The organism is Parafrankia soli, from assembly GCF_001854695.1.
Lineage (GTDB): Bacteria > Actinomycetota > Actinomycetes > Frankiales > Frankiaceae > Parafrankia > Parafrankia soli.
In genome coordinates, this window is sequence record NZ_MAXA01000226.1 from 1 (window position 1) to 21,646 (window position 21,646).

The window sequence follows — 21,646 nt, forward strand, 5'->3', positions numbered from 1 at the left end:
GGATCTCTACGCCGAGTACGACGAGCTGCGCCGGCGCATCGGCTACGTCCCGCAGGCCGATCCGCTGCACGCCCAGCTCACCGTGCGTGAGGCGCTCGAGTACGGCGCCGAGCTGCGGTTCCCSGCGGACACCACGGCGCRGGARCGGCGSGCCCGSGTSSMGGAGGTCATCGGCGAGCTCGGTCTGACCGCGCACGCCGACACGGCGGTGAGCCGGCTSTCSGGYGGGCAGAAGAAGCGGACGTCGGTGGCCCTCGAGCTGCTGACCCGGCCGTCGTTGCTGTTCCTGGACGAGCCGACGTCGGGGCTGGACCCGGCGAACGACCAGTCSGTGATGGAGACSCTGAARGGSCTSGCCMASGGCGGCGGKSYSGGYTCGGCGGACGAGAGCGGCCGCACGGTCATCGTCGTCACGCACAGCGTGCTCTTCCTGGACCTGTGCGACTACATCCTGGTGCTCGCCCCGGGTGGGCACGTGGCCTACTTCGGCCCGTCGGACGGGGCGCTGCGTTTCTTCGGCAAGGAGGACTTCCGCGAGTTCGCGGCSGTSTTCCGGGAGCTGGARARCACGCCGGGTGCGGAGATGGCGGCCCGGTTCCGTGCCTCGGAGTACTTCGTGCCCTCCGCGGTCGTGGCGCCGRTCGYGCGCAAGGCGCCGGCSGARCTSCCSRGCGTSCGCCAGCARCCRGTMRYCKCSCAGCTCGYSACGCTSACCCGGMGATATCTGCGRGTSGTGCTSGCSGAYCSTTCCTAYCTKMGGMTSATYRYCGCSTTCCCGTTYCTGCTSGGSATCATCCCSCGGGTGATCCCRGCYCCSGACGGRCTGAAAYCMYTGCCGGACGCRCCKAAYCCGGACGCGATGAAGGTSCTCGTSGTSCTGGTGYTGTGYGCKTGTTTCATGGGSATGGCGAACTCGGTCCGCGAGATCGTCAAGGAACGCGACATCTACCGGCGGGAACGAACGATCGGCCTGTCCCGGACGGCCTATCTCGGCTCGAAGATCATCGTTCTCACCGGTATCACCACCCTCCAGTGCGCGATCTTCACGCTGATCGGTCTCGCCGGTCGCACGCCGCCCGATGCGTCCCTGCTGGGCTCACCGCTGATCGAGTGCCTCGTCGCCGTCATCGTCGCGGCGCTGGCATCCATGATGATCGGTCTGTTGGTCTCGACTCTCGCCGACAACGTCGACAAGATCATGCCCATCCTGGTTCTGGTCACCATGGCCCAGCTCGTGCTCTCCGGCGGGCTGGTGTCGCTGTCCGGCCGTCTGGTGATGGAGCAGGTCGCCTGGATCGCCCCCGCCCGGTGGGGCTTCGCGGCGCTGGCCTCCACCGACGACCTCAACGAGGTCTCCAAGCTCGGCAACGAGGTGCTGCGCACCGACCCCGCGGACAGGCTCTGGGAGCACAGCGCGGATGCCTGGCTGCTCGACATCGTGCTGGGCGTCGGACTTGCCGGCGCGGCGCTCGCGCTGACGTCGGTCCTGCTGCGTCGCCTCGACCCCAGGATGTCCCGTCCGACCACACGTCCGGTGTCCGCCGTCTCCACATCAGTTCCTGTGGAGCCGCGCCCGGATCCTCCAGTCCGCGGCACTGCGGGCCGGTAGTAGTCACCGCCGGCCCGCAGTGCCGGCCAGGGCCCGATGCCGGCCGGTCTCGTGTCACCCCGCGGTCGAAGCAGTCGTCCCCCAGGCCCTCAGACCTTCAGAGCTCCCGGGCCGCACGGCGTTTCGGCAGTATCAGGGCCAGTGCTGTCCCGGTCGCGGCGACACCGGCGGTGAACAGAAGACCGTTGGAGTACCCGGCGTCCCGGTAGAACCGGATTCCGTGGACGACCTGGCTGTCCCGGGCGAGGATGATGAACGCCAGCTGGCTGAGGACGGTCTGGGTGACCCCTTGCGCCATTGACTGGGCACCGTTGGCCAGTGCCTGTTCGGCCGGGTGCACCGCCTGGATGACCAGGATGGGAATTGTGGCCACCACGAGGCCCATGCCCACCGCGGTCACGGCACCGAAAAGCATCAGCTGCGGCACAGTGTGGTGGTGCGCGGAGATCAGGCCATATCCGCCAGCGACGAGCAGGCCGCCAGCGGCCAGGAGGAACCAGGCATCGAATCTACTGGCCAGCATTCCGGCCGCGACCGCACCCGTGAGGATCAGTACGCTGCCGGGTGCGTTGACCAGCGCATTCCTGGTTGCGGAGAATCCCAGGCCGTCGGAGACGCCCGGAATGGTCGGCATGAGGGCGAGCAGGAACATCACCGTGCCGACGGCGTACGCCGCGCCTCCGACCAGGGACGTCGTCAGCAGCATGGTCCAGACCGGCCGTCGCCTCAGCAGGGGCAGTGGGATCATCGGGTGCGGGACCCGGCTTTCGGTGAAGACGAAGCCCACCACGGCGGCCAGACCGCCTCCGATGAAGAGAAGAGTGCGAGCGCTGGTCCAGCCCCAGTCGGCGCCTTCACCGATCCCGTAGACGACCGCGGTCAGGCCACCGCCGAGCAGGAGCCCGCCCAGCCAGTCGATGCGGGTGCGTTCCTCGCGCACGGGACTCTCGGGTACGAGGACCACGAGCGCCGCGAGGCTGAGCGCGCTGGCCGCGGCCATGAACCACAGCGCGCCACGGAAGCCGGAACCGTCCACGAGCCACGCGGACAGGAACGGGCCCCCCAGCGCGACCAGCCCGACGCCGCCGCCCAGCAGGCCGCTGGCGGGACCGATGAGCCGGCGCGGGAGGACGTCACGGACCATCGAGTAGGCCAGTGCCCCGATCGGGCCATAGCACCCGGCGATGCCGCGTCCGATCAGCAGCATGGAGTAGTTCGTCGCAAGGGCGGCGATCAGGTCTCCCACCAGCCCGAGGACGGTGATGACCACCATGACCCGCTTCTTGCCGTACATCGCCGCGGCCTTGATCGCGAAGGGCGTGGCGAAGGTGCCGACCAGGCCCGTGACCAGCGTGAACCACGAGATCCTGGCGGTGTGAAAGTGTACGGCGATCTCCGCCTGAACATTGCCGGAAAGCAGGCCGACCAGCCCCAGAAGCTGTGCGGACCACATCAGCGCCATCAGGATCAGCGCATTCCGCGCGGTGAATCTGGACCGTCCTGGTTCCGTCCGGGACGGCACCGCGGTTACTGTCATGAACGGCTCCTGTCCTTTGGAATGGCCGAACCCCGGTTACACGGGGCACGTCGACAGCGCCGCACAACATCAAAAAAGACGACAGAAGTACTGTTCGGGACGGGCGCGAGTTCCGGCTACAACGGAATGAGAACGCCGCTGCCGGTCGGGCTGTCATGGAGCTCCAGCCGCCGCAGCGCGGCGCCCCGCGGGATATCAAAAACCAGCGTGCCGTGGATGGAGGCACCCGGCCCGGCGGGATTCCAGATCGTCTCGCCGGGCAGGTAGAGACGCGACAGGTAGTCGGCGGTGCGCCGGGCGCCGGTGCTGTCGTACGCGTACTGGTAGGCGTTCTCCAGTGCGCCCGAGGATGCACCGGTGTTACGAACCGTCATGGTGACCAGGCAGAACTGACCGTCCGGATGGCGGGCCAGGAACCCGAGGCCGAGCTGCTCGACCCCGCATTCGACACCGTCCACGGCGAACAGCAGCGGCCCGTCCCGGAAGCCGGCGGGACTCGGTGGGGTACTGGGGCCGGAGACCGGCGTGGCCGAGGATTCCACGGACCTGGCCGCGGAGGCCCCCGGCCCGGCCGTGGGCGCGGCCGGTTGCGCCGACGTCCCGTCATCACGGTTCGCCGCCACCGACCCGATCACGATGAGACCCGCCAGTACCAGCACCAGGCCGGCGGTCAGCAGAGCGCGGCCACGGCTCCAGCGCAGCCGCCGCGCAGGTGCGGACCCGTCCGGGGAGTGCGCGAGCTCCGCGGTGAGCCCGAGCAGTCGGACAGCCGGATCGGCGGACCGCTCCCCCGGCCGGCGCTCGACCAGGCGCAGCAGCAGGCCCCGGGCATCAGGCCGGCTGGCCGGCTCTTTCGCCAGAGCATCGCGGACGAGATCCTCCACCTGCGGGGGAAGGCCGGTCAGGTCCGGTTCGGCCGTGGTGATCCGGTGAGCGAGACCGACATCGTGGCCGTCCCCGAAGGGATGCCGTCCGGTACCCGCGTACGTGACGAGGACGCCCCAGGCGAACACGTCAGCCGCCGCACTGATCGGCCGGCCGTTGATCTGCTCGGGTGCCATCCACCCGGCCGAGCCGAACCCCCAGTCGGTCGGCCTACCGCCGGTGCTGTCCAGGGCCAGGGCGATACCGAAGTCGATGACCCGTGGACCGGACAGCGACAGGATCACGTTGCCGGGCTTGAGATCCCGATGCACAAGCCCGGCGTGGTGGATCGCGGTCAACGCCGTCGCGACCCCGACCGCCAGCCCGGTAAGGGTGGACGAGTCGAGCGGACCCCTGTCGGCGACAGCCTGATCCAGCCGGAGGCCGTCGATGTACTCCGTCACCAGGTACGGCGCGAACGCGTCCGGGTCGGCGTCGAGAACCTCGGCGGTGCAGAACGAGGCGACGCTGYGAGCTGCCTCGACCTCCCGTCGGAAACGGCGGCGGAACTCCTGGTCCCTGGCCCGATCCGGCCTGATCACCTTGACCGCGACCGGCCGCCCCCGCTGGTCGCGCGCGTAGTAGACGGCGCCCATCCCACCCACGCCCAGCCGGCTCAACAGGACGTACGGGCCGATGGCGGTCGGCTCGTGCGGCAACAGAGGTTCACCGGGGACGAACGTCTCGGCCGCGGGAACCGTGCGCCCCTCCGGGTGCGACACCATGCCAGAAGGCAGCGTCAGCCCTTGATCCATCCGGTAGGTGAGCCGGCGGGCGGGCAGTCACGTGGCGGTGCTGGCGCGAGGTCGAACTCCAGGTGCAGGGCGGTCAGCCCACGCAGGATGAAGGTGGGCATGTACTCGTAGCGGCGGTTGCCGGCCGGGCCGTGCACCCGCTCGTTGACGCGGATGTCGGTGGTGCGGTCCAACAGTCGTTCAAGACTCGCCCGTGCCTCGGCCCGTGCCAACGGCGCGCCGGGGCAGCTGTGGATCCCACGCCCGAAAGCCAGATGCTGGCGGGCGTTGGAACGGGCGACGTCGAACGTCTCCGGGTTCTCGAAGCGGCGTGGGTCGCGGTTGGCCGCCCCGTTGACCACCATCACCGTGGTGCCGGCGGGCAACTGCACCCCACCCACGGTGACCGGCACCCGGGAGAGCCGGAAGTCGCCCTTGACCGGGCTCTCCCAGCGCAGGGTCTCCTCGATGAAGGCCGGGATGCGCTCCCGCTCGGCACGAAGCTGCCGCTGGAGGTCGGGCTGCTCAGCCAGGATCTTCAACGCCGAACCGAGCAGGCGCACCGTGGTTTCCTGACCGGCGGAGAAGAGGTTCGCGGCCACCCGCACCACGTCGATGATCTCGGGGGTCGATCCGTCCGGGAACGTCGCGCCGGCCAGACCGGTCAGCACGTCGGCGCGGGGGCTGCGGCGACGGTCCTCGATGTAGCCGGTGAACTTCCCGTAGAGAAACTCCAGCGGACTGTGGGCCAGGGTCTCCGCTCCGGTGCCGCCGACGCCGCCGGTCTGTGCCGGCTGGCGCTGCAGTTTGTCGAGAAACTCGTCCTGGTCCTCCTCGGGGACGCCCAGAAGGTCCGCGATGACGAGCAGTGTGAACGGTCCGGCGAATCCGCTGATGAACTCTCCCTCACCAGGAGTGAGGAACGGGTCGAGCATGCGGTCGGCAAGGTCCCACATCAGCGCCTCGTTCTCCTTGAGGCGCTTGGGGGTGATCAACCGCATCAGCAGCGCGCGATGATCGGTGTGGGTGGGCGGGTCCATCGTCGGGAGCTGGTCGTTCATCGGCAGCTCATGGCGATGCCGCTCGATCAGCGCGGAGACGTCGTCACCGTCGAGCGGGACCGGGAAGCCGGGGAACGGACCCGTCACCGAGATGCAGGACGAGAACGCCTCGGAGTCGTGGAAGACCTCCACCGCCTCCTCGTAGCCGGTCACCATCACCACGTCGTGGTGGCGTTCCCGTTGTACGGGGCATTTCCGCCGCAGGGCGTCGAGGTAAGGGTACGGGTCCGCGACGAGGGTCTCGTCGCGGAAGAAGTCCATCGCCTCGAATTCGCGCACAGTCTCTACAGATCCCTTCATACGAGCCGGAGCCGGTGGTCGTTCTGTCTGGTGGACGACCGTGCCCGCAGATCTGACTTCCCCGCACAAGCGTGTCCGAACAAGCCCTGCCCGTCGTCCTCCCCCCGCAGGCAATACCGGCTACGTATGGCGCGGTACGCGCTGTCCGCCGTACTACAGCCGGAGTAGATGACGTCCCCGCTCGCCTTCGACGCCCTTGTCCGGCATGGACTTTCCCGCCACCCGCTCAGTCCTCACCCGATGTCGGCGCCGACCAGGGCGAGGCGGCGCGCGCCCGGTAACCCGCATCCGCGGCGRCAGCCGCGTCCAACGTCAGCACCATCGGCACGTACACCTTCACCGACGGATCATCCGTAACCGGCTCCAGGTCACCGACCACCACGAACCCGTGCCGCTCATACACCCGCCGGGCCGGCCCGTTCGACGGCACCACCCACAGCCGGGCCCCGGCCGCGCCAGCCGCCCGGGCCCAGTCCAGCACCGCCAGCAACAAAGCGTCCGCCGTGCCCGAGCCTCGGGCCACCGGCGCCACCCACATCGCCGCCAGCTCCCGCAGGTCCCGCGCCGCCGACGGGGTGTGCGCCGACACCGAACCGACCACCGCGCCATCCCGCTCGGCCAGGAACGTCACGTCCGCGTCTCCGGACGCGCCCACCCGGGCTCGCTCCACCCAGTCCGCTCCCGGCCGGGTCGCTTCGTCGGCATAGGTACGCCAGAACGCCCCCGGCGCGTCGGCCAGGGCCGCCAGCCGCACCGCCCGCAGAACCTCGGCGTCACCGAGCCCGATCCGCCGCACCCGCGCGCCACCGAACTCGCTGCCCCCACGATCCATCACCGGCAAGTCTGCCAGCCCAGACCATCGGACGGGAATCCGGCGAACCGGCCGGACCTGGTGCGGCCTGGCGCCCGCGTCGGGTCATCCAGGGTCGCGTCGTCTCCGAGGACGAATCCCGTCTCCTCGCCGCCGGAATTCAACGGCGCTGCTTTCGCACGCGTCGAGGACTCCGGACACCGCACCCGTTCGAGCCTCCGCTGGGGTCACCGCCGTAGGTCGACGCGGACACGCACAAGTTCCGTCGCAGCAATAAGTCCGGTATGTTCTCGCCGAGCATTCCCCGCCGGAGAGGACCCAGGTGCCCGAGGTCCCCTGTGTGCCGGTCCGCCGCGGCGCGGTCCCGGTCCGATGACCGCCCTCGAGCTGGCGGTCGTGCCCCGCGACGTCCGCGCCGCCTCCCTCGGCCTGCTGCTCGACGCGCCGAGCCCCGCGTCGCTGGCCAGCGTCGACCTGCACGCGCCGCACGGCATGCTGACCCTGGCCGTCCTGGGCGCCTCGCACGCGGTGAGCGCCTCCTCGGGCACACGTCGACTGACCGAGGAGGTCTCCTGTGACGCCGTCGCGGCCGGTGGCTGCCCGCTGCCGTCGCGGGCGGAGCAGGACGGCTACACCCTGAGGGCGCAGGTGCGCACCGTCGATCGCCGCGAACTCGACGCGCTCGCGGCGAGTCTGCGGACCCGGGCGGCCGGGAGATCCGACTGGTTGTGCGCCGCCTTCCCCGGCGACGAGCGGGCGGTGACCGCCCTGACCGGCGCGCCGATGCCGCGCGGCTGGCAGTGGCACACCTGGCACCTCTACCCGGGCTCCCGCACGCACGAGATCGTGACCACCCACAGCCGCTGGGAGCCGCGATGACCACCGCCCACGTCGCCCGCGTTGCCCACGTCGCCCGCGTTGCCCGCAGCGCCCGCAGCGCCCGCGTCGCGTTGGCTGTCCCGCTCGCCCTCGCCGTCGCGGTGCTACCCGCCTGCGGTGGCGACAGCAACGTCCGGGGCTGGCTCGCCGACAGCTACCGTCGCACCGACACCCGGGGCGACACCGAGAGCTACCTGTCGACTGAGCCGGTCGACCGGACCGCCGCGGCCATCGCCGGCGGGGTCGCGCCGGCCGCCCGGGCCAGCGACGGAGGCAGCCAGTACCTCCGCTTCGCGGACGACATCGTGATCGTCAGCGCGGCGGCCGCCGGGGCCGGCAGCACTGTGCGGGTAGAGGATCTCGACGACGGGTTCAGCCATGGCCAGTACGCGCGCCTCGGCAGCGGGTTCACCCCCGGCTCGCCGGCCGGGAAGGACGGTGGTCCCGGCGATGGGAAGTGATCCGGGCCGGGGCCGCCGGGGCCCGGCCACGCAGCACCGTCCCCCCGTCCCCCCGCACACCACCGGGAGAGCCTCGTGACCTTCGGCAGCCTGGACGCCGGCGACCTCGGCGAGGGCATCGCCGCCACCCTGCTCTACTTCCTGGTCGGCGTCGGTGTCCTCGCGCTGGGTTTTCTGGTCCTCGACCTGCTCACGCCCGGCAACCTGCGCCGGCAGGTCTACGTCGACCGCCGGCCGAACGCCGCCGTCCTGCTCGCGGGCAACCACCTGTCGCTGACGGTCATCGTCGTCACGGCCATCCTGACCAGCTCGGACTCGCTGGCTCAGGGCCTTGTCGACTCGGCGGTCTACGGCCTCGTCGGGGTCGCGCTGCAGGCGCTCGCGCTCCGCGTGCTCGACGCCGTCGTGCCCGGGCACCTGCGCGCGATCGTCGACGAGCCGACACTCAGCCCGGCGGCGTGGGCGGTCGCCACCAGCCTGCTCGCGATCGGCGCGGTCAACGCGGCCGCGCTGTCCTGACGCCATCAGCTTCCTGACGCCATCAGCCGTGGCGACGGACACCCCCAGGGCCACATCGGCGGACAGCCCGCTGCCCGCCCGTACCCGCCCGCTCCTGCTCGCCGCGGTCGCGGTCTGCGCCGCCTGCGGCCTGGTGTACGAGCTGGTCCTGCTCACCCTGTCGACCAGCCTCGCCGGCGGCGGCATCACCCAGACCTCACTGATCGTCGCCGGATTCGTCGCCGCCCTCGGCGCCGGGGCGCTGCTGGTCAAGCCCTTCCTCGGGCACGCGGCCGCCGCCTTCGTCGCCGTCGAGACCCTGCTCGGAATCCTCGGCGGGCTCAGCGCCGTCACTCTCTACGTCACCTTCAGCTTCTACGCGACGAGCGGACCGGTGCTCGTCCTCGGCACCGCGCTGCTCGGCACGCTGGTAGGCGCCGAGCTGCCGCTGCTTGTCACGCTCCTGCAGACCGGCCGGACCGACGTGGACGCCCGGGCCAGCGGCCGGCTGCTCGCCGACCTCAACGCAGCCGACTACGCCGGCGCCCTCGTCGGCGGGCTGCTCTGGCCGTTCGTCCTGCTCCCCACGGCCGGCATGATCCGCGGAGCCGCGCTGACGGGGCTGGTCAACCTGACAGCCGCGACCGTGGTCGCCACGTTGCTGCTGCGGCGGTGGCTGACCAGACGTGCCCTCGTCACCGCGCTCGGCGCGCTCCTGGCCGCCGCCACCCTGCTCGGCACGCTGCTGCTCCGCGCACGTGACATCGAGACCGACGCCCGCCAACGGCTGTACGCGGACCCGATCGTGGTCGCCACCCGGTCCACGTACCAGGAGATCGTCGTGACCCGCCGAGGCGGCGACCTGCGCCTCTACCTGGACGGCGACCTGCAGTTCTCCAGCGCCGACGAACACCGGTACACCGAGGCGCTCGTCGCCCCCGCACTCGCCCGTGATCCCGCCCGTGTCCTGGTCCTCGGCGGCGGCGACGGGTTGGCCGCGCGCGAGCTGCTGCGCCACCCCACGATCCGGCAGGTGGTGCAGGTGGAGCTGGACCCGCGGATGATCGAACTCGCCCGGACGACCTTCGCCCGGCTCAACCGTGCCGCGCTCAACGACCCGCGGGTGCGTGTGGTGGTGGCCGACGCCTTCCGCTGGCTGCGCGACCCACCGCCGGAGCCGTTCGACGCCGTCGTCGTGGACATGCCCGATCCGGACACACCCGCGCTCGGCCGGCTCTACTCGCAGGAGTTCTACGGCTTGGTGCGGGCGGTCCTCGCGCCCGGAGGCCTGCTCACCGTGCAGGCCGGCAGCCCGTACGCGACACCGAGTGCCTACTGGCGCACGGTGAGCACGGTCAGTGCCGCGGGCCTGGCCACCACGCCGTACCACGTCGACGTCCCGAGCTTCGGGGACTGGGGCTTCGTGCTGGCAACCACCGGGGGGACACCTGCGCCGCTCGTGCTTTCCGAGCGGGYCACCCCGGCCCGGTTTCTCGACCAGGCCGTGCTCACCGCCGCCGGGGTCTTCCCGCCGGACCGGCCTCCGCGCACCCTCGAGCCCTCCACGCTCGACCGCCCACGGATCGTCGACGACCTGCGGACCGGCTACCAGCGTTAGGACTTCACCCCGGAGAAGGCGGTGGAGTCATGGAAGACCTCCACCGCCTCGTCGTCCTCAGCGTGGCCGGAGGCCGTCGAGCAGCAGGCGAACGGAGAACTGGATCCTCTCGTCCAGTTCGTTCTGTGTCGGCATGTGGCCACTCACGATCGTCCTCACCGGACCGCTGACCAGCATGCTCATGAAGACGGATGCGACGAGTCTGGGATTGGTGGGCGCGATCGTGCCGTCGGCGACCGCACGCTCGAGCACGCCGGCGACGAACTCGATCACCGGCCTGCCGCTCTGCTCGAAGCTGATGGTGAAGATCTCGGGGAAGCGGTAGCTCTCGGTGTTGATGATCCGCTGCAGGCGCAGGCCGTTGGGTGTCGCCACCTGAGTGATCCGTAGTCGGGCGATCCCCTCGAGCGTTTCGGCCAGGTCGCCGTTGTCCAGGCCCTCGAGCACGGCCTGGGGCACGATCTGGCGCTCGATGGCGCGCTGGACCGCCGCGCGGAACAGCGCGGCCTTGTCGGGGTAGCGGGCGTAGACCGTGCGCTTGGTCATGTTGACCCGGGCGGCGATCATCTCGATCGTCGCCAGCTCGAAGCCTCGCTCCAGGAACAGGTCGAGCGCGGTGTCGAGGAGCTCCTCGTGGCGTGCCTCGGCCTGCTCGCGGGTGGGGCGCCCCGCCCCGCGCCGGGTGGGTGCGACTCCGTTCTGCATGTCGCCTCGCTCGACTTCCCTCTTGCGCCGCCGCCAGGTTCGATTAATGATACGCATCAGGTGCCGTTCGCCGGACCCGGCCACCAACACGAACAGTAAGGATGCCCTGTGAGCTCAGCCATCGAGACACTGACCCGGCTGGTCGATGCCGAGGATCGGTTCGATCACTCCCCCGCCGAGCTGCGCGAGACGCAGTTAGCCGCTCTGAACGAGCGGTTCCAGGAGCGCAGGGAGCGCATCAGGCTGCTCGCGCACCGGGCCCGCGAGGCCGGCACCACCGAGATCCGCAGCCGCGAGGACATGGTCGCGCTGCTCTTCCCGCACAGCGTCTACAAGAGCTACCCGGAGAGCTTCCTGATCGAGGAGAAGTGGGACCGGCTCGGCAAGTGGCTGGGCACCGTCTCGCCCTACCCGATCAGCCCGATCGAGACCTCCGACATCACCGACATCGACGACTGGATCGGACGTCTGCAGGCCAGGGGCCACTACGTCTCCTGCTCCAGCGGCACGACGGGCAAGTCGGCGATGCTGCTCGCGTCGGAGCAGGACATGACCTGGTCGCGCGTTGACACGGTCAACGTGTTCTCCTGGGGCTCGGGAGTGAAGCCGGCGCGGGACCGACGGATGGTCGGCGTGGGGGCGACCGCCGCCGTGCCGAAGAACATGGTCATCGCGGAGGCGCAGCAGGCGGCGTTCAGCGATCCCGCCAGGGAGCGTTTCAGCCTGCCGATCCCGCCGATCACGGTCGGGTCGCTGACCAAGATGGTCGTGCTCCGCAAGAAGATCGCCGACGGCACCGCGCTGCCCGGCGAGCTGGCCGACTTCGAGCGGACCTCCAGGGAGCGGCAGGAAGCCCTCGACAAGGCGATGATCACCGGCGCCGAGGCGCTCATCCGATACCGCGACGAGAAGCTCTACATCGCCGGCATGTGGAACTCGCTGTACCAGGCGGCCAGGATCGTGCGCGACATGGGCTATTCGGCGAAGGACTTCCACCCCGACAACTGCCTCTACGTCGGCGGCGGGCTCAAGCGCGCGCAGCTGCCGCCGGACTACCAGGAGTTCGTCCACGAGACGTTCAACATCCCGGCCAGCCGGGATTTCCAGAACTACTCGATGCAAGAACTCAACTCCGGCATGCCCAAGTGCCAGAAGGGCAACCGCTACCACGTGCCGCCGTGGATCGTTCCGTTCATCCTCGACGAGGCGGGCGAAACGCTGCTGCCGCACGAGAGCGGCGAGGTCGAGGGCCGGGCCGGGTTCTTCGACCTCTCGCTCGACGGACGCTGGGGCGGGATCATCACCGGCGACAAGATCTCGCTCGATCTGAGCCCCTGCGCGTGCGGCCAGAAGGGGCCCTCGGTGCGGAACAACATCACCCGTTACGCCGACCTCAAGGGCGGCGATGACAAGATCGGCTGTGCCGGTACCGTCGACGCGTACGTGCGAGGCCTTTCATGAGCGTCACCGACATTCGGCCCCAGTCCGCCGACGCGATCGTCTCCGCGCCGTTCTTCCTTCGCGGCGAGCTTTCCGAGGGCCGGGACGTCACGCACCGCTCGCGCGACCTGGGCGTCACCTTCGCCACGCCGCGGATCGCCATGGACAAGGCGGTGCACCCGCGCACCGAGGTGCCGCCGCTGCTGAACGTCCCGCTCAAGGAGATCATCGATTTCCTCGTCGAGACGGGCGAGCGGATCCGCGATCCCCGGAACACCTTCATGCAGGACTGCATCGATCGCATGGCCGGCACCCACGTGCTGCCCCGCGCGGTGCTGGAGGGGCAGGTCAAGGGCGCCGCCGCCTATCTCGACAAGCGCCTGCTCGAGACTGTGGTGGAGCAGAACTTCCCCGACCCCAGGGCCCTGGACGAATGGGTGCCCAAGCAGGACTTCACCGGCCGGAAGAGCTACATCCGCGCCTTCGCGCCCCGACTGATCCACGTGTTGCCGGGCAACTCGCCGGGCGTCGCGGTGAAGTCCATCGCCCAGGGCGCGTTGGTGAAGGCCGTCAACCTGTTCAAGATGTCCTCCAGCGACCCCTTCACCACGGTGGCGGTCCTGCGGACGATGGCGGATATCGACCCCGGCCACCCCATCGTGAGATCGATGTCGGCGGTCTACTGGCGCGGCGGCGACGACGCGGTGGAGCAGGTGCTCTATCGCCCGCAGTACTTCGACAAGATCGTGGCCTGGGGCGGCGGCGACGCGATCAACAACGTGATCAAGTACCTCGGGCCGGGCTTCCAGCTTGTCTCGTTCGACCCCAAGACGTCGGTCTCGATGGTCGGCAGGGAGGCCTTCGCCTCCGAGGAGGCGCTCGACGTCGCCACCGAGCTCGCCGCCGGCGACGTCATGATCCTCAACCAGGAGGCCTGCGTCGCCAGCCGTTTCGTCTTCGTCGAGGCGGACCAGGCCGACGCGGACCGCTTCAGCGAGCGGCTCCACGCGCGCATCGTCGAGAAGGCGGCCGCCTCGGGTGACGCCCGTCCGCTCGACGCCGACCTGCGCGAGCAGATCGACGTGCTGATGATGCTCGACGACGAGTTCGGCGTCTGGGGAAAGACCGACGGCCGGGGGCTGGTGATCCGTTCGGACGAGCCCGTGGACTTCCACCCGATCAACAAGACCGCGAACGTGGTCCGGGTGGACTCGCTCGACGAGGCGATGAGGTACGTCAACGTGGCAACCCAGACGGTCGGCTTCTATCCCTTCGCGCGGATGGCCGACTACCGCGACCGGCTGGCCAGTGGCGGCGCGCAGCGCATCGTCCGGCTGGGCGAGGCGGGGCCGAGCACGATCGGCAACCCGCACGACGCCATGTACCCGCTGCACCGCTTCGTCCACTGGATGGCCCACGAGGACGGCGCCGGACCACAGTAGGAACACGTTCCCGCCACCGGTGACCGGCAGTCCCGGCCGGCAGGACAGCAGAAGCTCTCGGCCCACAATCCGATGCGGCTGTACTGGACCAAGGCATGATCAGCCTCTGCCGGCGAGGTTGATGGAGCGTAGTGCCCGTTCCGGTGCCGTCTTCTCGGCCCGCTCGGGAGGCTCGCCGCAGACGAGGACGGGAACGTCGCGGATGACGTCGATCCTCGCGGTCGCTGCCGCGGGTCCGGTCGGTCCACCCCAGGCCAGCTGCACGGTGGCCGACCGTCCCCCGGCGGCGATCTCGGTGCGTGCGGAGGTGAGCTGGTGGTCCAGCCAGGCCCAGCCGAACCGCTCGAACAGCTCCCGTTCGGCCACCTGGCCCCAGGTGTCCAGCGCGGTGTCACCGCGGTAGTGGCCCCGCAGCGGCGGCGGCCCGGACCGGCGCACGATCGCGTCGAGGGTCTCGGCGTCGAGGAACCCCCAGGCCCGCCCGTCCGGCAGTGTGAACCCGGTCGGCGCGAAGCGGTGTCCGCCGGTGTGGCTGCACCGGCGGACACGCACACCCGGCCAGGCCGTGGCCACGTCCAGCGCCAGGCGAGTCCCCAGCCGCGCGCAGCAGCGGTCCCGCGCGCCGTGCCCACACAGCAGCACCTCGGCGGGTGCGATCCGGCTCGTCGGGTCCGCCTGCGGCGCCTCGAGCAGCCGGGCGACCTCGTCGGCGATGCCTTCGGAGGGCACGAGGTGGTCGGTACCCACGAAACGGCCCGAGTCCACCCGGCGCCAGATCGTCACCCGCACGCCGCACCCGACGCTCGGTCCCGGCTGATCGCTGGCGACCGCGGAGCCCAGCGGGACGTCGGCCTTCCCGATCGGGTCGTTGAGGTCGTCCGCAGGGGGTCTGACCGCCAGCACCCTGGTTCGGCGAAGGTTACGCCGCTGGAGGTCGGCGAAGGCCGGTATCTCGCCGACGTCCCTGGGCCAGGGCGGTGACACCTCGATGAGCACGAGCGTGTCGCAGGTCAGCGCGGACCCGACCGGGTCGACGCCCTGCGCGTGCGTCCAGGGCGCGCAACGGTAGGACAGTGCCGGGGACGTGGTACGGAGGCTCACGAAGGCCACCTTCCGCTATGACTGCGGACTGTTTCGGGCAACTGGTGGACGAGTGTCAGGCAGAGATCACGCCCGCCAGCTCGAGGATCTTCGCTGGGGGAAGGTACTGGTCGACCACCCGAGCTCCGAAGGGCAGCAGAGCGTCCGCCACGGCGTTGGTCAACGTCGCCGGGGCTGCCAGCGCCCCGCCTTCGCCGACACCGTGGAAGTCGAAGTCGCCGAGGCCTGCGGAATCGATGTGTTCGATCTCGATGTGCGGGATCTCGGCAGCGGTCGGGAGCAGGTAGTCCATGAACGTGGCGGCGAGGAAGTTGCCGTCGGCGTCGTAGGCGGCGTTCTCGTACAGCACCTCGCCGATGCCCTGCGCGATACCGCCGCAGATCTGACCCTCGACGATCGCGGGGTTGACCACCCGTCCGCAGTCCTCGACAACGACGTAACGAAGTATCCGGACCTGCCCCGTGGCGATGTCTACCTCGACGGTGCAGACATGCGCGCCGCCCGACCAACCGCTGCTGGTGACGGCGGACCCGTCGAAGCGCTCCTGCGCCGTCAAGGACACGTCGGTGCCCGGCGGGAGGAACATGGGCGCCATCATCGCCAGCTTCGCCACGTCGGCCAGCGGGATCGCCTTGYCCGGCGCCCCCTTCGGTGTCACCATCCCGTCGACGATGTCGAGGTCGCCAGGATCGATCTGCAGCCGGTGGGCCGCGATGTCCAGCACCTTTTCCTTCAGCCGCCTGGTCGTCACGATCACGGCACCCGTCGCCCACGTGCCGGCCCGGCTGCCGCCGGTGCCGATGAGGTTGAACGGGGTCTGACGGGTGTCGCCGTGGACCACCCGCACGTGGTCGAGCGGAATACCCATCTGGTCGGCCGCGACCTGGGCGAGCGTCGTCTCGTGGCCCTGGCCGTGCGGGGCCTGACCGGTGGTCACGAGGAGATGACCGTCGGCCTGGAGCGCCGCCTTCGCCTGTTCGCCGCCGAAGGGCGCACCTTTGCCGCGCAGCTCCGGCGGCCCGGGCGCTGCTTCCATGAAGATGGCGAACCCGATGCCGAGGTAGCGGCCCGCGGCACGGGCGGCTACCTGCTCCTTGCGGAACCCGTCGTAATCGACGAGGTCCAGGGCCTGCTCGAGGGAGCGACGCGAGGTGATGCCCTCGAGGCCGCGGCCTGTGATGATCTGGTCGCCGGGCTCGCCGGCCACCAGGTTCCGGCGCCGGATGTCGGCGGGGTCGAGCCCCAGCTCGTGGGCCGCGATGTCAAGCAGCCGTTCCCGCGTCCACACCTCCATCTCCCACGGGCCCCGGTAGGCGACGTACGTGGCCTTGTTGCTGGCGACGACGGCGCTTTCATATTTGTAGGCTTTGATGTGGTATGGGCCGGGCAGCGACGTACAGATCATCTCAGGGTAGATCGTGCAGCTGAACGGCACCGCCGGGTAGGCGCCGCCATCCAGGACGAGCTTCACCTTCAACCCGAGCAGCGTGCCGTCGGCCTTCAGCGCGAGTTCCGCGTCGATCTTCTCTTCTCGGGCGTGGCCGGACGCGAGAAGGTGCTCGTTGCGGTCCTCCACCCATTTGACCGGACGGCCGAGCCGCTTACTGGCCAGCGCGATGCAGAAGTCCTCACGCCCCACCACACCCTTGAGGCCGAAGCCACCACCCACGTCACCCGCAAGCACCCGCAGCCGTTCCAAGGGATGGTCGAGAGCCTGGGCCAGTGCCTGACGCAGGCCGTGCGGGGTCTGGGTCGATGCGATGAAGGTCAGCTCCCCCGAGGCCAGGTCGTAGTCGGCGATCCCGCCCCTCGTCTCCAGGGGGACGTTGGCGACACGGTGTTGGCGCAAGGTCGCCCGCACCACCTGGTCGGCCTCGACGAAGGCGGCATCGATGTCACCCAGGGTGATGGGTGGGCTCGTCGCCACGATGTTGTCGCCGAGTTCGTCGAAGATGGCCGGTGATGCGGGGTCGAGGGCGGTCTCGTAACCGGTCACCGCCGGAAGCGGCTCGTAGTCGATGTCGACCAGCTCGCACGCGTCCTCGGCTATGTACCGGCTGTCGGCCACGACCATCACGAGCGGATCGCCGACGAACCTCGCCTTGTCCGTGGGCAAAGCACGGAACGTCGGCCAGTTCGGTCCATTGCGCAATCCCGTGAGGGGATTGCAGCCGGCTGCCAGGTCGGCGCCGGTGAACACCGCCACGACGCCGGGCACCGCTCGCGCCGCCGTGGTGTCGATGCTGTTGATCCGAGCGTGGGCCATGGGGCTGCGTACGAAAGCGACATGGAGCATGCGCGGCAACGTCACGTCGTCGACGAATTTTCCACGGCCCGTCAACAACCGCGGGTCCTCGACTCTTGCCACCCGCTCGCCGACGAATCTCATCGGTACAACACCGGCTCAGGTACCGCCGCGCCACCGAACGCCGGCGCCGACCTTTTGCCTCGCTCTACGAGTCCGCAGCCGCAGCCGGGGACCAGAACGGGTGAGCTCCGATCTTCACGTGCGCCTACGCATAAGAACTGTGACAAGGCTCGTGACCTCCTCCGCGCGATTAGCTATGGGGACTTGCTGGCGGCTTCGAACCGCGCCTCGACGACACGCCGCCAGCCTTGGGAGGCGTAGGTCGCGTCGATGATGGCCGCCGCCGCCGTCGCCGCCCGGGCAGGATCGCGGTCAGCCATGGCATCGACCATGTCGCGAACGAGCTTCGCCCGGAGGTTTCGCGTCTCCTCCGGAATCTGCTCGATGAGCTCGATTGAGGTGGCCCATTCAATCTTGAAGCGCACGACACGCATCAGTGCGATCAGCGTGCTGTTCCCGGACGCCAGTGCCAGATGCTCGTAAAGCTGCCCCTTCACCGTGCGGGTGTCCTCGGGCCGCCGCTCCCGGAACGCTCGGTCACCCTCGTCGAGGAGCCGACGGAACGTCTCGAGGTGCTCGGGGGTGCACCGCATCGCCGCCTGCGCCGCGGCCAGCGGCTCCAGGACCGCCCGCACATCGAGCAGGTCATGGGCGGCCTCGGCGTCCAGGGTGGCGACGAAGGTGCCGCCGTAGCGTTCGGACCGGACGAATCCCTCGGACGCCAGCGCCCGCAGCGCCTCCCGCATCGGGATCCGTGACACGCCGAACTCGGCGGCGAGCCACTCCTCCTTCAGACGCTGGCCGGGCGCGAACTGGCCGCGGATGATCCGTCCGCGGATGGTATCGACGAGTGCCTGCACGTTGCTGCGAGCAGGCGAACTCTGTGTCGGCGTCGGCTGTGTCACCGCTCTTACTCTGCCCTACCGGAACGCTGATCCAGGAGTTCGAACCGCAGCCCGTTGTGCAGATGGTAGGTGAACCTCTTCGGGGTCTTCCCGTCCGCGCCGACGCCATGGATCTCGATCGGGCACGGCCCGGCCACCCGGCTGCTGTCCGCCGCGAGGTCGCCCGCGTAGTAGGCGAGGTGGTGCAGGAGCATGCGGCTCTCGGCAAGCGCCCACGGCGAGTCCGGAATCATCTGGATCAACTCCAGGCGCGGGTACTGCGTCGTGACGGCAATCTTGAGCTGGACGTCACGAGTGCCGTGCTCGGCGTCGCGCATCGCCAGCGTGGGCTCGAAGATCCCCATCCACTCCAGGCCGAGCTGGGCGGACAGCGCCGCCATCGCCGGCTCGAGCTCCGTCACCACGAGGCCGACGTGGTCGAGGTTCGGATCGATCATGCGAGGTTGAACACCCGCACAGCGTTCCCCGCGAGGATGGCGTGCTTGCGGTCGTCGTCGAGGCCTGGGGTCAGCTCGGCGATGTACTGCTGGGTCTTCGGGAACAGCGTCCCGCTGTGCGGGTAGTCGATGGAGAACATGGCGGCCGACGCCACGAGCGGGTCGCGCTTGGCGTCTTCGAAGCCGACGAAGTCGTCGAGCACGCTGACGAAAAGGTTCTTGCCGATGAACTCGTGGGGCGGGGTGTGCAGCGGCGGGTTGGCCCAATGCTTCTGGCGCTCGAACTCCTGGTCCATCATCAGGGCCCAGAACCGCAGCCACCCGAAGTTGACCTCGGCGTCGACGAACTTCAGGCCGGGGTGCCGTTCGAACACACCGGTGAAGGTCAGCTGGGAGAACGGCGCGACGCCGGTGAAGAACCGCTGGACGATACCGGCGAGGTTGACACCCGCGGCGGCCTCCGGCCTTGGGGTGGCCTGCCCCGCCGGTTCCTTCCCGCCCATGGTTCGGTGGATGCACAGCGTCAGTGGTGCCTGCTCGGCCGCCGTCCAGAGCGGCTCGTAGTAGCTGTCGTAGTACGGGCGCTCGCTCCAGTAGGGGAGGAAGGCGCCCTTGGCGCCCTTGGCAGCCACCCGCTCGAGTTCGGCGAGCAGGACGTCCATGCCGTCGTCGACCGGCAGGAGCGGCAGACCGATGAGCCGCTGCGGGTTGACGGCGCAGAACTCGTCGAGCAGCCAGTCGTTGTAGGCCCGCAGGATGGCGAGGGCGAAGGGTCGATCGTCGAGCGTGTACGACGTGAGGGAGGCCATCGGGTAGATGGTGGCGGCGTCCACGCCGTCGGCGTCCATGTCCTTCAGGTGGGCGGCGCCGTCGTAGTTGCCCGGGAGGATCTCATCGACGGTCAGGCCGCTGGCCTTGTAGTCCTCGAACGGGCGGCCGGCTACGGCGTTCAGCCCGAACGTCTTGCTCGGCGGCTTGCCGTCGAAGCTCCAGCCGTCGCCGCCGTCCGCGCCGCGCAGGATGCGCGGCGCCCGGTCCCGGTACTCCTTCGGCAGATAGGTGGTGAACGTGTGCGGCGCCTCGATGATGTGGTTGTCCGCCGAGATGACCTTGTAATCCATGGTGCGTTCCCTTCTCAGATGACCGCGCCCTGCTCCTTGAGAGCGGTGATGTCGTCCCACGAGTAGCCAGACGCCAGGAGGATCTCCTCCGTGTGCTGGCCGTGCTCGGGCGCCCGCCGCACCGCGGTGAGTGGCCGCCCGTCAAACTGCGCCGGCGACGCCACAACCGACAGTGGCGGGCCGGGATCCTCCCCCGGGATGAGGTAGCCGTTGGCTAACACCTGCGGGTCGTGCACGACCTCGGCAGGCGTCTGGAGCACGTCCCACACCCCGGAGAACGTGCGCAACGCCTCGCGCCACTCGGCCATGGCGCGGGACGCGAATACCTCGTCGAGCAGGCCGACAAGCTCGGTGTTGTTCGTCATGCGGGCGTGGAAGTCCACGAAACGCGGGTCGTCGGCCAGTTCTGGCCGGCCGATGTGCTCGCAGAAGCTGCGCCAGTGGGGGTCTGGTTGGATGACGACCATCGACAGCCAGCGGCCGTCCTTTGTCTGATAGCTGTTGGACAGCGGGTTGCGGACCGTCCGGCGGTCGACCCGCTGCATCAGCGAGCCCTCCGGCCCGGCGTTGGCCTCCGTCATCAGGACGGTGGCGTTCATCCACATGCCGCTGGCGAGCAGCGAGACGTCGATCTCCGATGGGACGCCCGTGCGCTCCCGCTTGAACAGGGCGGCGGCGACAGCGCCGGCCCCGCCGAGCCCCCCGACGCAGTCACCGATGCCGCCCGGCGGATGGATCGGTTGGCGCGCGTCCGGCGGGGTGAGGAACTGGGCGACGCCGACGCGGGCCCACGCCACCGCGGCGTCGAAGCCGGGTGTCTCGGCATCCGAGCCACGAGGGCCGTAGCCGCTGGCCCGGACGTAGATGATCGAGGGATTGGCCCCGCGGACGTCGGCGATCTCGACGCCGAGCCGTCCCCGCGGATCGGGCAGCAGGTTGGTGACGAACACGTCAGCGTCCGCAACCAGCTGTAACAGTACGTCGTGACCGGCGGGTGTCGACAGGTCGACGGCCGCGCTGCGTTTGCCCCGGTTGGCGAGCTCGATCGTCGGGTTCACCGCGCCGGTGTGGAAGAACCCCCGATAAGGATCACCGCCGTTCCGCGTCGGCTCGATCTTGATGACGTCGGCGCCCCAGTCAGCGAGGATCGCCCCACACGACGGCGCGAACAGCCACGCCGCCACCTCGACCACCTTTACGCCCGCCAGCAGGTCGTACCTGAGCTGATCCGGCACGGGCTCGTCCTCCCGTCTTCGGTGTCGCCCCATCCGGTCTTCGACATGAGACTTGTATACAACATTGCCCCAGTAGTTGTATACACCTGCGACGATGCCCGGCCGCTTCCTCACGCTTGGCCCCGCTCCGTCCTGACTTCCCGAGGACGCTCCAGACGTCACCCGGCCGCCGCGAAAGGTCACGACGGTGCGGCGAAAACTCCCCACCGGCCCGTCGCCTCATCGCCGCCTGGGCAGCGGCGCGTCAGGTCCGCACACACCACGCCAGAGAGGAAGACGAGATGGCGACAACGACGGCTCCGGACGTACAACCGGTGACGCCGGTGGTGGGAGCGAGCATCAGCGGTGTCGATCTCCGCGAGCCGCTCGGCCCGACTACGGCACCCCCGGGTAATGCAGCGCGTCGTCCTCGCTGGCGATCGGCCGTACGGCCCCTCGCGCCGTATTTTGGTGTAGGTAG

Annotated in this window: 17 protein-coding genes and 1 pseudogene; 7 read left to right on the forward strand and 11 right to left on the reverse strand. The window is 69.7% G+C overall.

Annotation, left to right across the window (positions count from 1 at the left end; genetic code table 11):
• A pseudogene (locus BBK14_RS21740) lies at positions 1–1,783 on the forward strand (ABC transporter permease); the annotation flags it as partial.
• Here BBK14_RS21740 and BBK14_RS21745 read toward each other — a convergent pair.
• The 4 genes from BBK14_RS21745 to BBK14_RS21760 form a co-directional block, all read right to left on the reverse strand.
• Positions 1,707–3,146 carry an MFS transporter gene (locus BBK14_RS21745; protein WP_071065093.1) on the reverse strand — a complete coding sequence of 480 codons (1,440 nt, stop codon included), beginning with the start codon at positions 3,144–3,146 and terminating at the stop codon, positions 1,707–1,709. The pseudogene BBK14_RS21740 and the gene BBK14_RS21745 overlap by 77 nt on opposite strands.
• A gap of 116 nt (positions 3,147–3,262) precedes the next feature.
• A complete protein-coding gene (locus tag BBK14_RS21750) occupies positions 3,263–4,795 on the reverse strand; it encodes a serine/threonine-protein kinase (protein WP_071065094.1) in 1,533 nt (510 codons plus the stop codon).
• A 14-nt stretch (positions 4,796–4,809) separates the two neighbouring features.
• Positions 4,810–6,165: a cytochrome P450 gene (locus tag BBK14_RS21755; protein ID WP_420849182.1), complete on the reverse strand. Its 1,356-nt coding sequence runs from the start codon at positions 6,163–6,165 to the stop codon at positions 4,810–4,812.
• A 226-nt stretch (positions 6,166–6,391) separates the two neighbouring features.
• Complete coding sequence (locus BBK14_RS21760) at positions 6,392–6,997, reverse strand: GNAT family N-acetyltransferase (RefSeq protein ID WP_071065113.1); 606 nt, start codon at positions 6,995–6,997, stop codon at positions 6,392–6,394.
• A 351-nt stretch (positions 6,998–7,348) separates the two neighbouring features.
• On the opposite strand from BBK14_RS21760, the gene BBK14_RS21765 reads away from it, so the two are divergent.
• The 4 genes from BBK14_RS21765 to BBK14_RS21780 all read left to right on the forward strand — a co-directional run bounded on the left by BBK14_RS21765 (position 7,349) and on the right by BBK14_RS21780 (position 10,432).
• Positions 7,349–7,855 (forward strand): DUF2617 family protein, encoded by a 507-nt coding sequence (locus BBK14_RS21765; protein WP_071065096.1) that lies wholly within the window; start codon positions 7,349–7,351, stop codon positions 7,853–7,855.
• A complete protein-coding gene (locus tag BBK14_RS21770; RefSeq protein WP_071065097.1) occupies positions 7,852–8,316 on the forward strand; it encodes a DUF4247 domain-containing protein in 465 nt (154 codons plus the stop codon). Before BBK14_RS21765 ends, BBK14_RS21770 begins: the two co-directional genes overlap by 4 nt.
• A 75-nt stretch (positions 8,317–8,391) precedes the next feature.
• Positions 8,392–8,835, forward strand: coding sequence for a DUF350 domain-containing protein (locus BBK14_RS21775; protein ID WP_071065098.1), 444 nt, complete (start codon positions 8,392–8,394; stop codon positions 8,833–8,835).
• Between the two features lie 28 nt (positions 8,836–8,863).
• The gene (locus BBK14_RS21780) at positions 8,864–10,432 is read left to right on the forward strand and encodes a polyamine aminopropyltransferase (protein WP_071065099.1); all 1,569 of its coding nucleotides are present in this window, start codon (positions 8,864–8,866) and stop codon (positions 10,430–10,432) included.
• 57 nt (positions 10,433–10,489) lie between these two features.
• On the opposite strand, the gene BBK14_RS21785 is transcribed toward BBK14_RS21780, so the two are convergent.
• Entirely contained in the window at positions 10,490–11,137 is a 648-nt protein-coding gene (locus BBK14_RS21785) for a TetR/AcrR family transcriptional regulator (RefSeq protein ID WP_071065100.1), read from the reverse strand.
• A gap of 108 nt (positions 11,138–11,245) precedes the next feature.
• Between BBK14_RS21785 and BBK14_RS21790 the strand changes: the two genes are divergently transcribed.
• Both BBK14_RS21790 and BBK14_RS21795 read left to right on the forward strand, forming a co-directional pair.
• Positions 11,246–12,598, forward strand: coding sequence for a hypothetical protein (locus BBK14_RS21790; RefSeq protein ID WP_071065101.1), 1,353 nt, complete (start codon positions 11,246–11,248; stop codon positions 12,596–12,598).
• Positions 12,595–14,019 (forward strand): acyl-CoA reductase, encoded by a 1,425-nt coding sequence (locus tag BBK14_RS21795; RefSeq protein WP_071065102.1) that lies wholly within the window; start codon positions 12,595–12,597, stop codon positions 14,017–14,019. The genes BBK14_RS21790 and BBK14_RS21795 overlap by 4 nt, the downstream gene beginning before the upstream one ends.
• A gap of 99 nt (positions 14,020–14,118) precedes the next feature.
• Here BBK14_RS21795 and BBK14_RS21800 read toward each other — a convergent pair whose 3' ends face one another.
• The 6 genes from BBK14_RS21800 to BBK14_RS21825 all read right to left on the reverse strand — a co-directional run bounded on the left by BBK14_RS21800 (position 14,119) and on the right by BBK14_RS21825 (position 21,186).
• The gene (locus tag BBK14_RS21800) at positions 14,119–15,120 is read right to left on the reverse strand and encodes a sucrase ferredoxin (RefSeq protein ID WP_071065114.1); all 1,002 of its coding nucleotides are present in this window, start codon (positions 15,118–15,120) and stop codon (positions 14,119–14,121) included.
• 55 nt (positions 15,121–15,175) lie between these two features.
• Complete coding sequence (locus BBK14_RS21805) at positions 15,176–17,509, reverse strand: xanthine dehydrogenase family protein molybdopterin-binding subunit (protein ID WP_071065103.1); 2,334 nt, start codon at positions 17,507–17,509, stop codon at positions 15,176–15,178.
• A gap of 173 nt (positions 17,510–17,682) precedes the next feature.
• A complete protein-coding gene (locus BBK14_RS21810) occupies positions 17,683–18,393 on the reverse strand; it encodes a GntR family transcriptional regulator (protein WP_020462189.1) in 711 nt (236 codons plus the stop codon).
• A gap of 5 nt (positions 18,394–18,398) precedes the next feature.
• Positions 18,399–18,830 carry a VOC family protein gene (locus BBK14_RS21815; protein WP_071065104.1) on the reverse strand — a complete coding sequence of 144 codons (432 nt, stop codon included), beginning with the start codon at positions 18,828–18,830 and terminating at the stop codon, positions 18,399–18,401.
• Positions 18,827–19,951: an amidohydrolase family protein gene (locus tag BBK14_RS21820; RefSeq protein ID WP_020462191.1), complete on the reverse strand. Its 1,125-nt coding sequence runs from the start codon at positions 19,949–19,951 to the stop codon at positions 18,827–18,829. Before BBK14_RS21820 ends, BBK14_RS21815 begins: the two co-directional genes overlap by 4 nt.
• Before the next feature lie 14 nt (positions 19,952–19,965).
• Complete coding sequence (locus BBK14_RS21825; protein ID WP_083391155.1) at positions 19,966–21,186, reverse strand: CaiB/BaiF CoA transferase family protein; 1,221 nt, start codon at positions 21,184–21,186, stop codon at positions 19,966–19,968.
• Between the last annotated feature and the right edge of the window lie 460 nt (positions 21,187–21,646).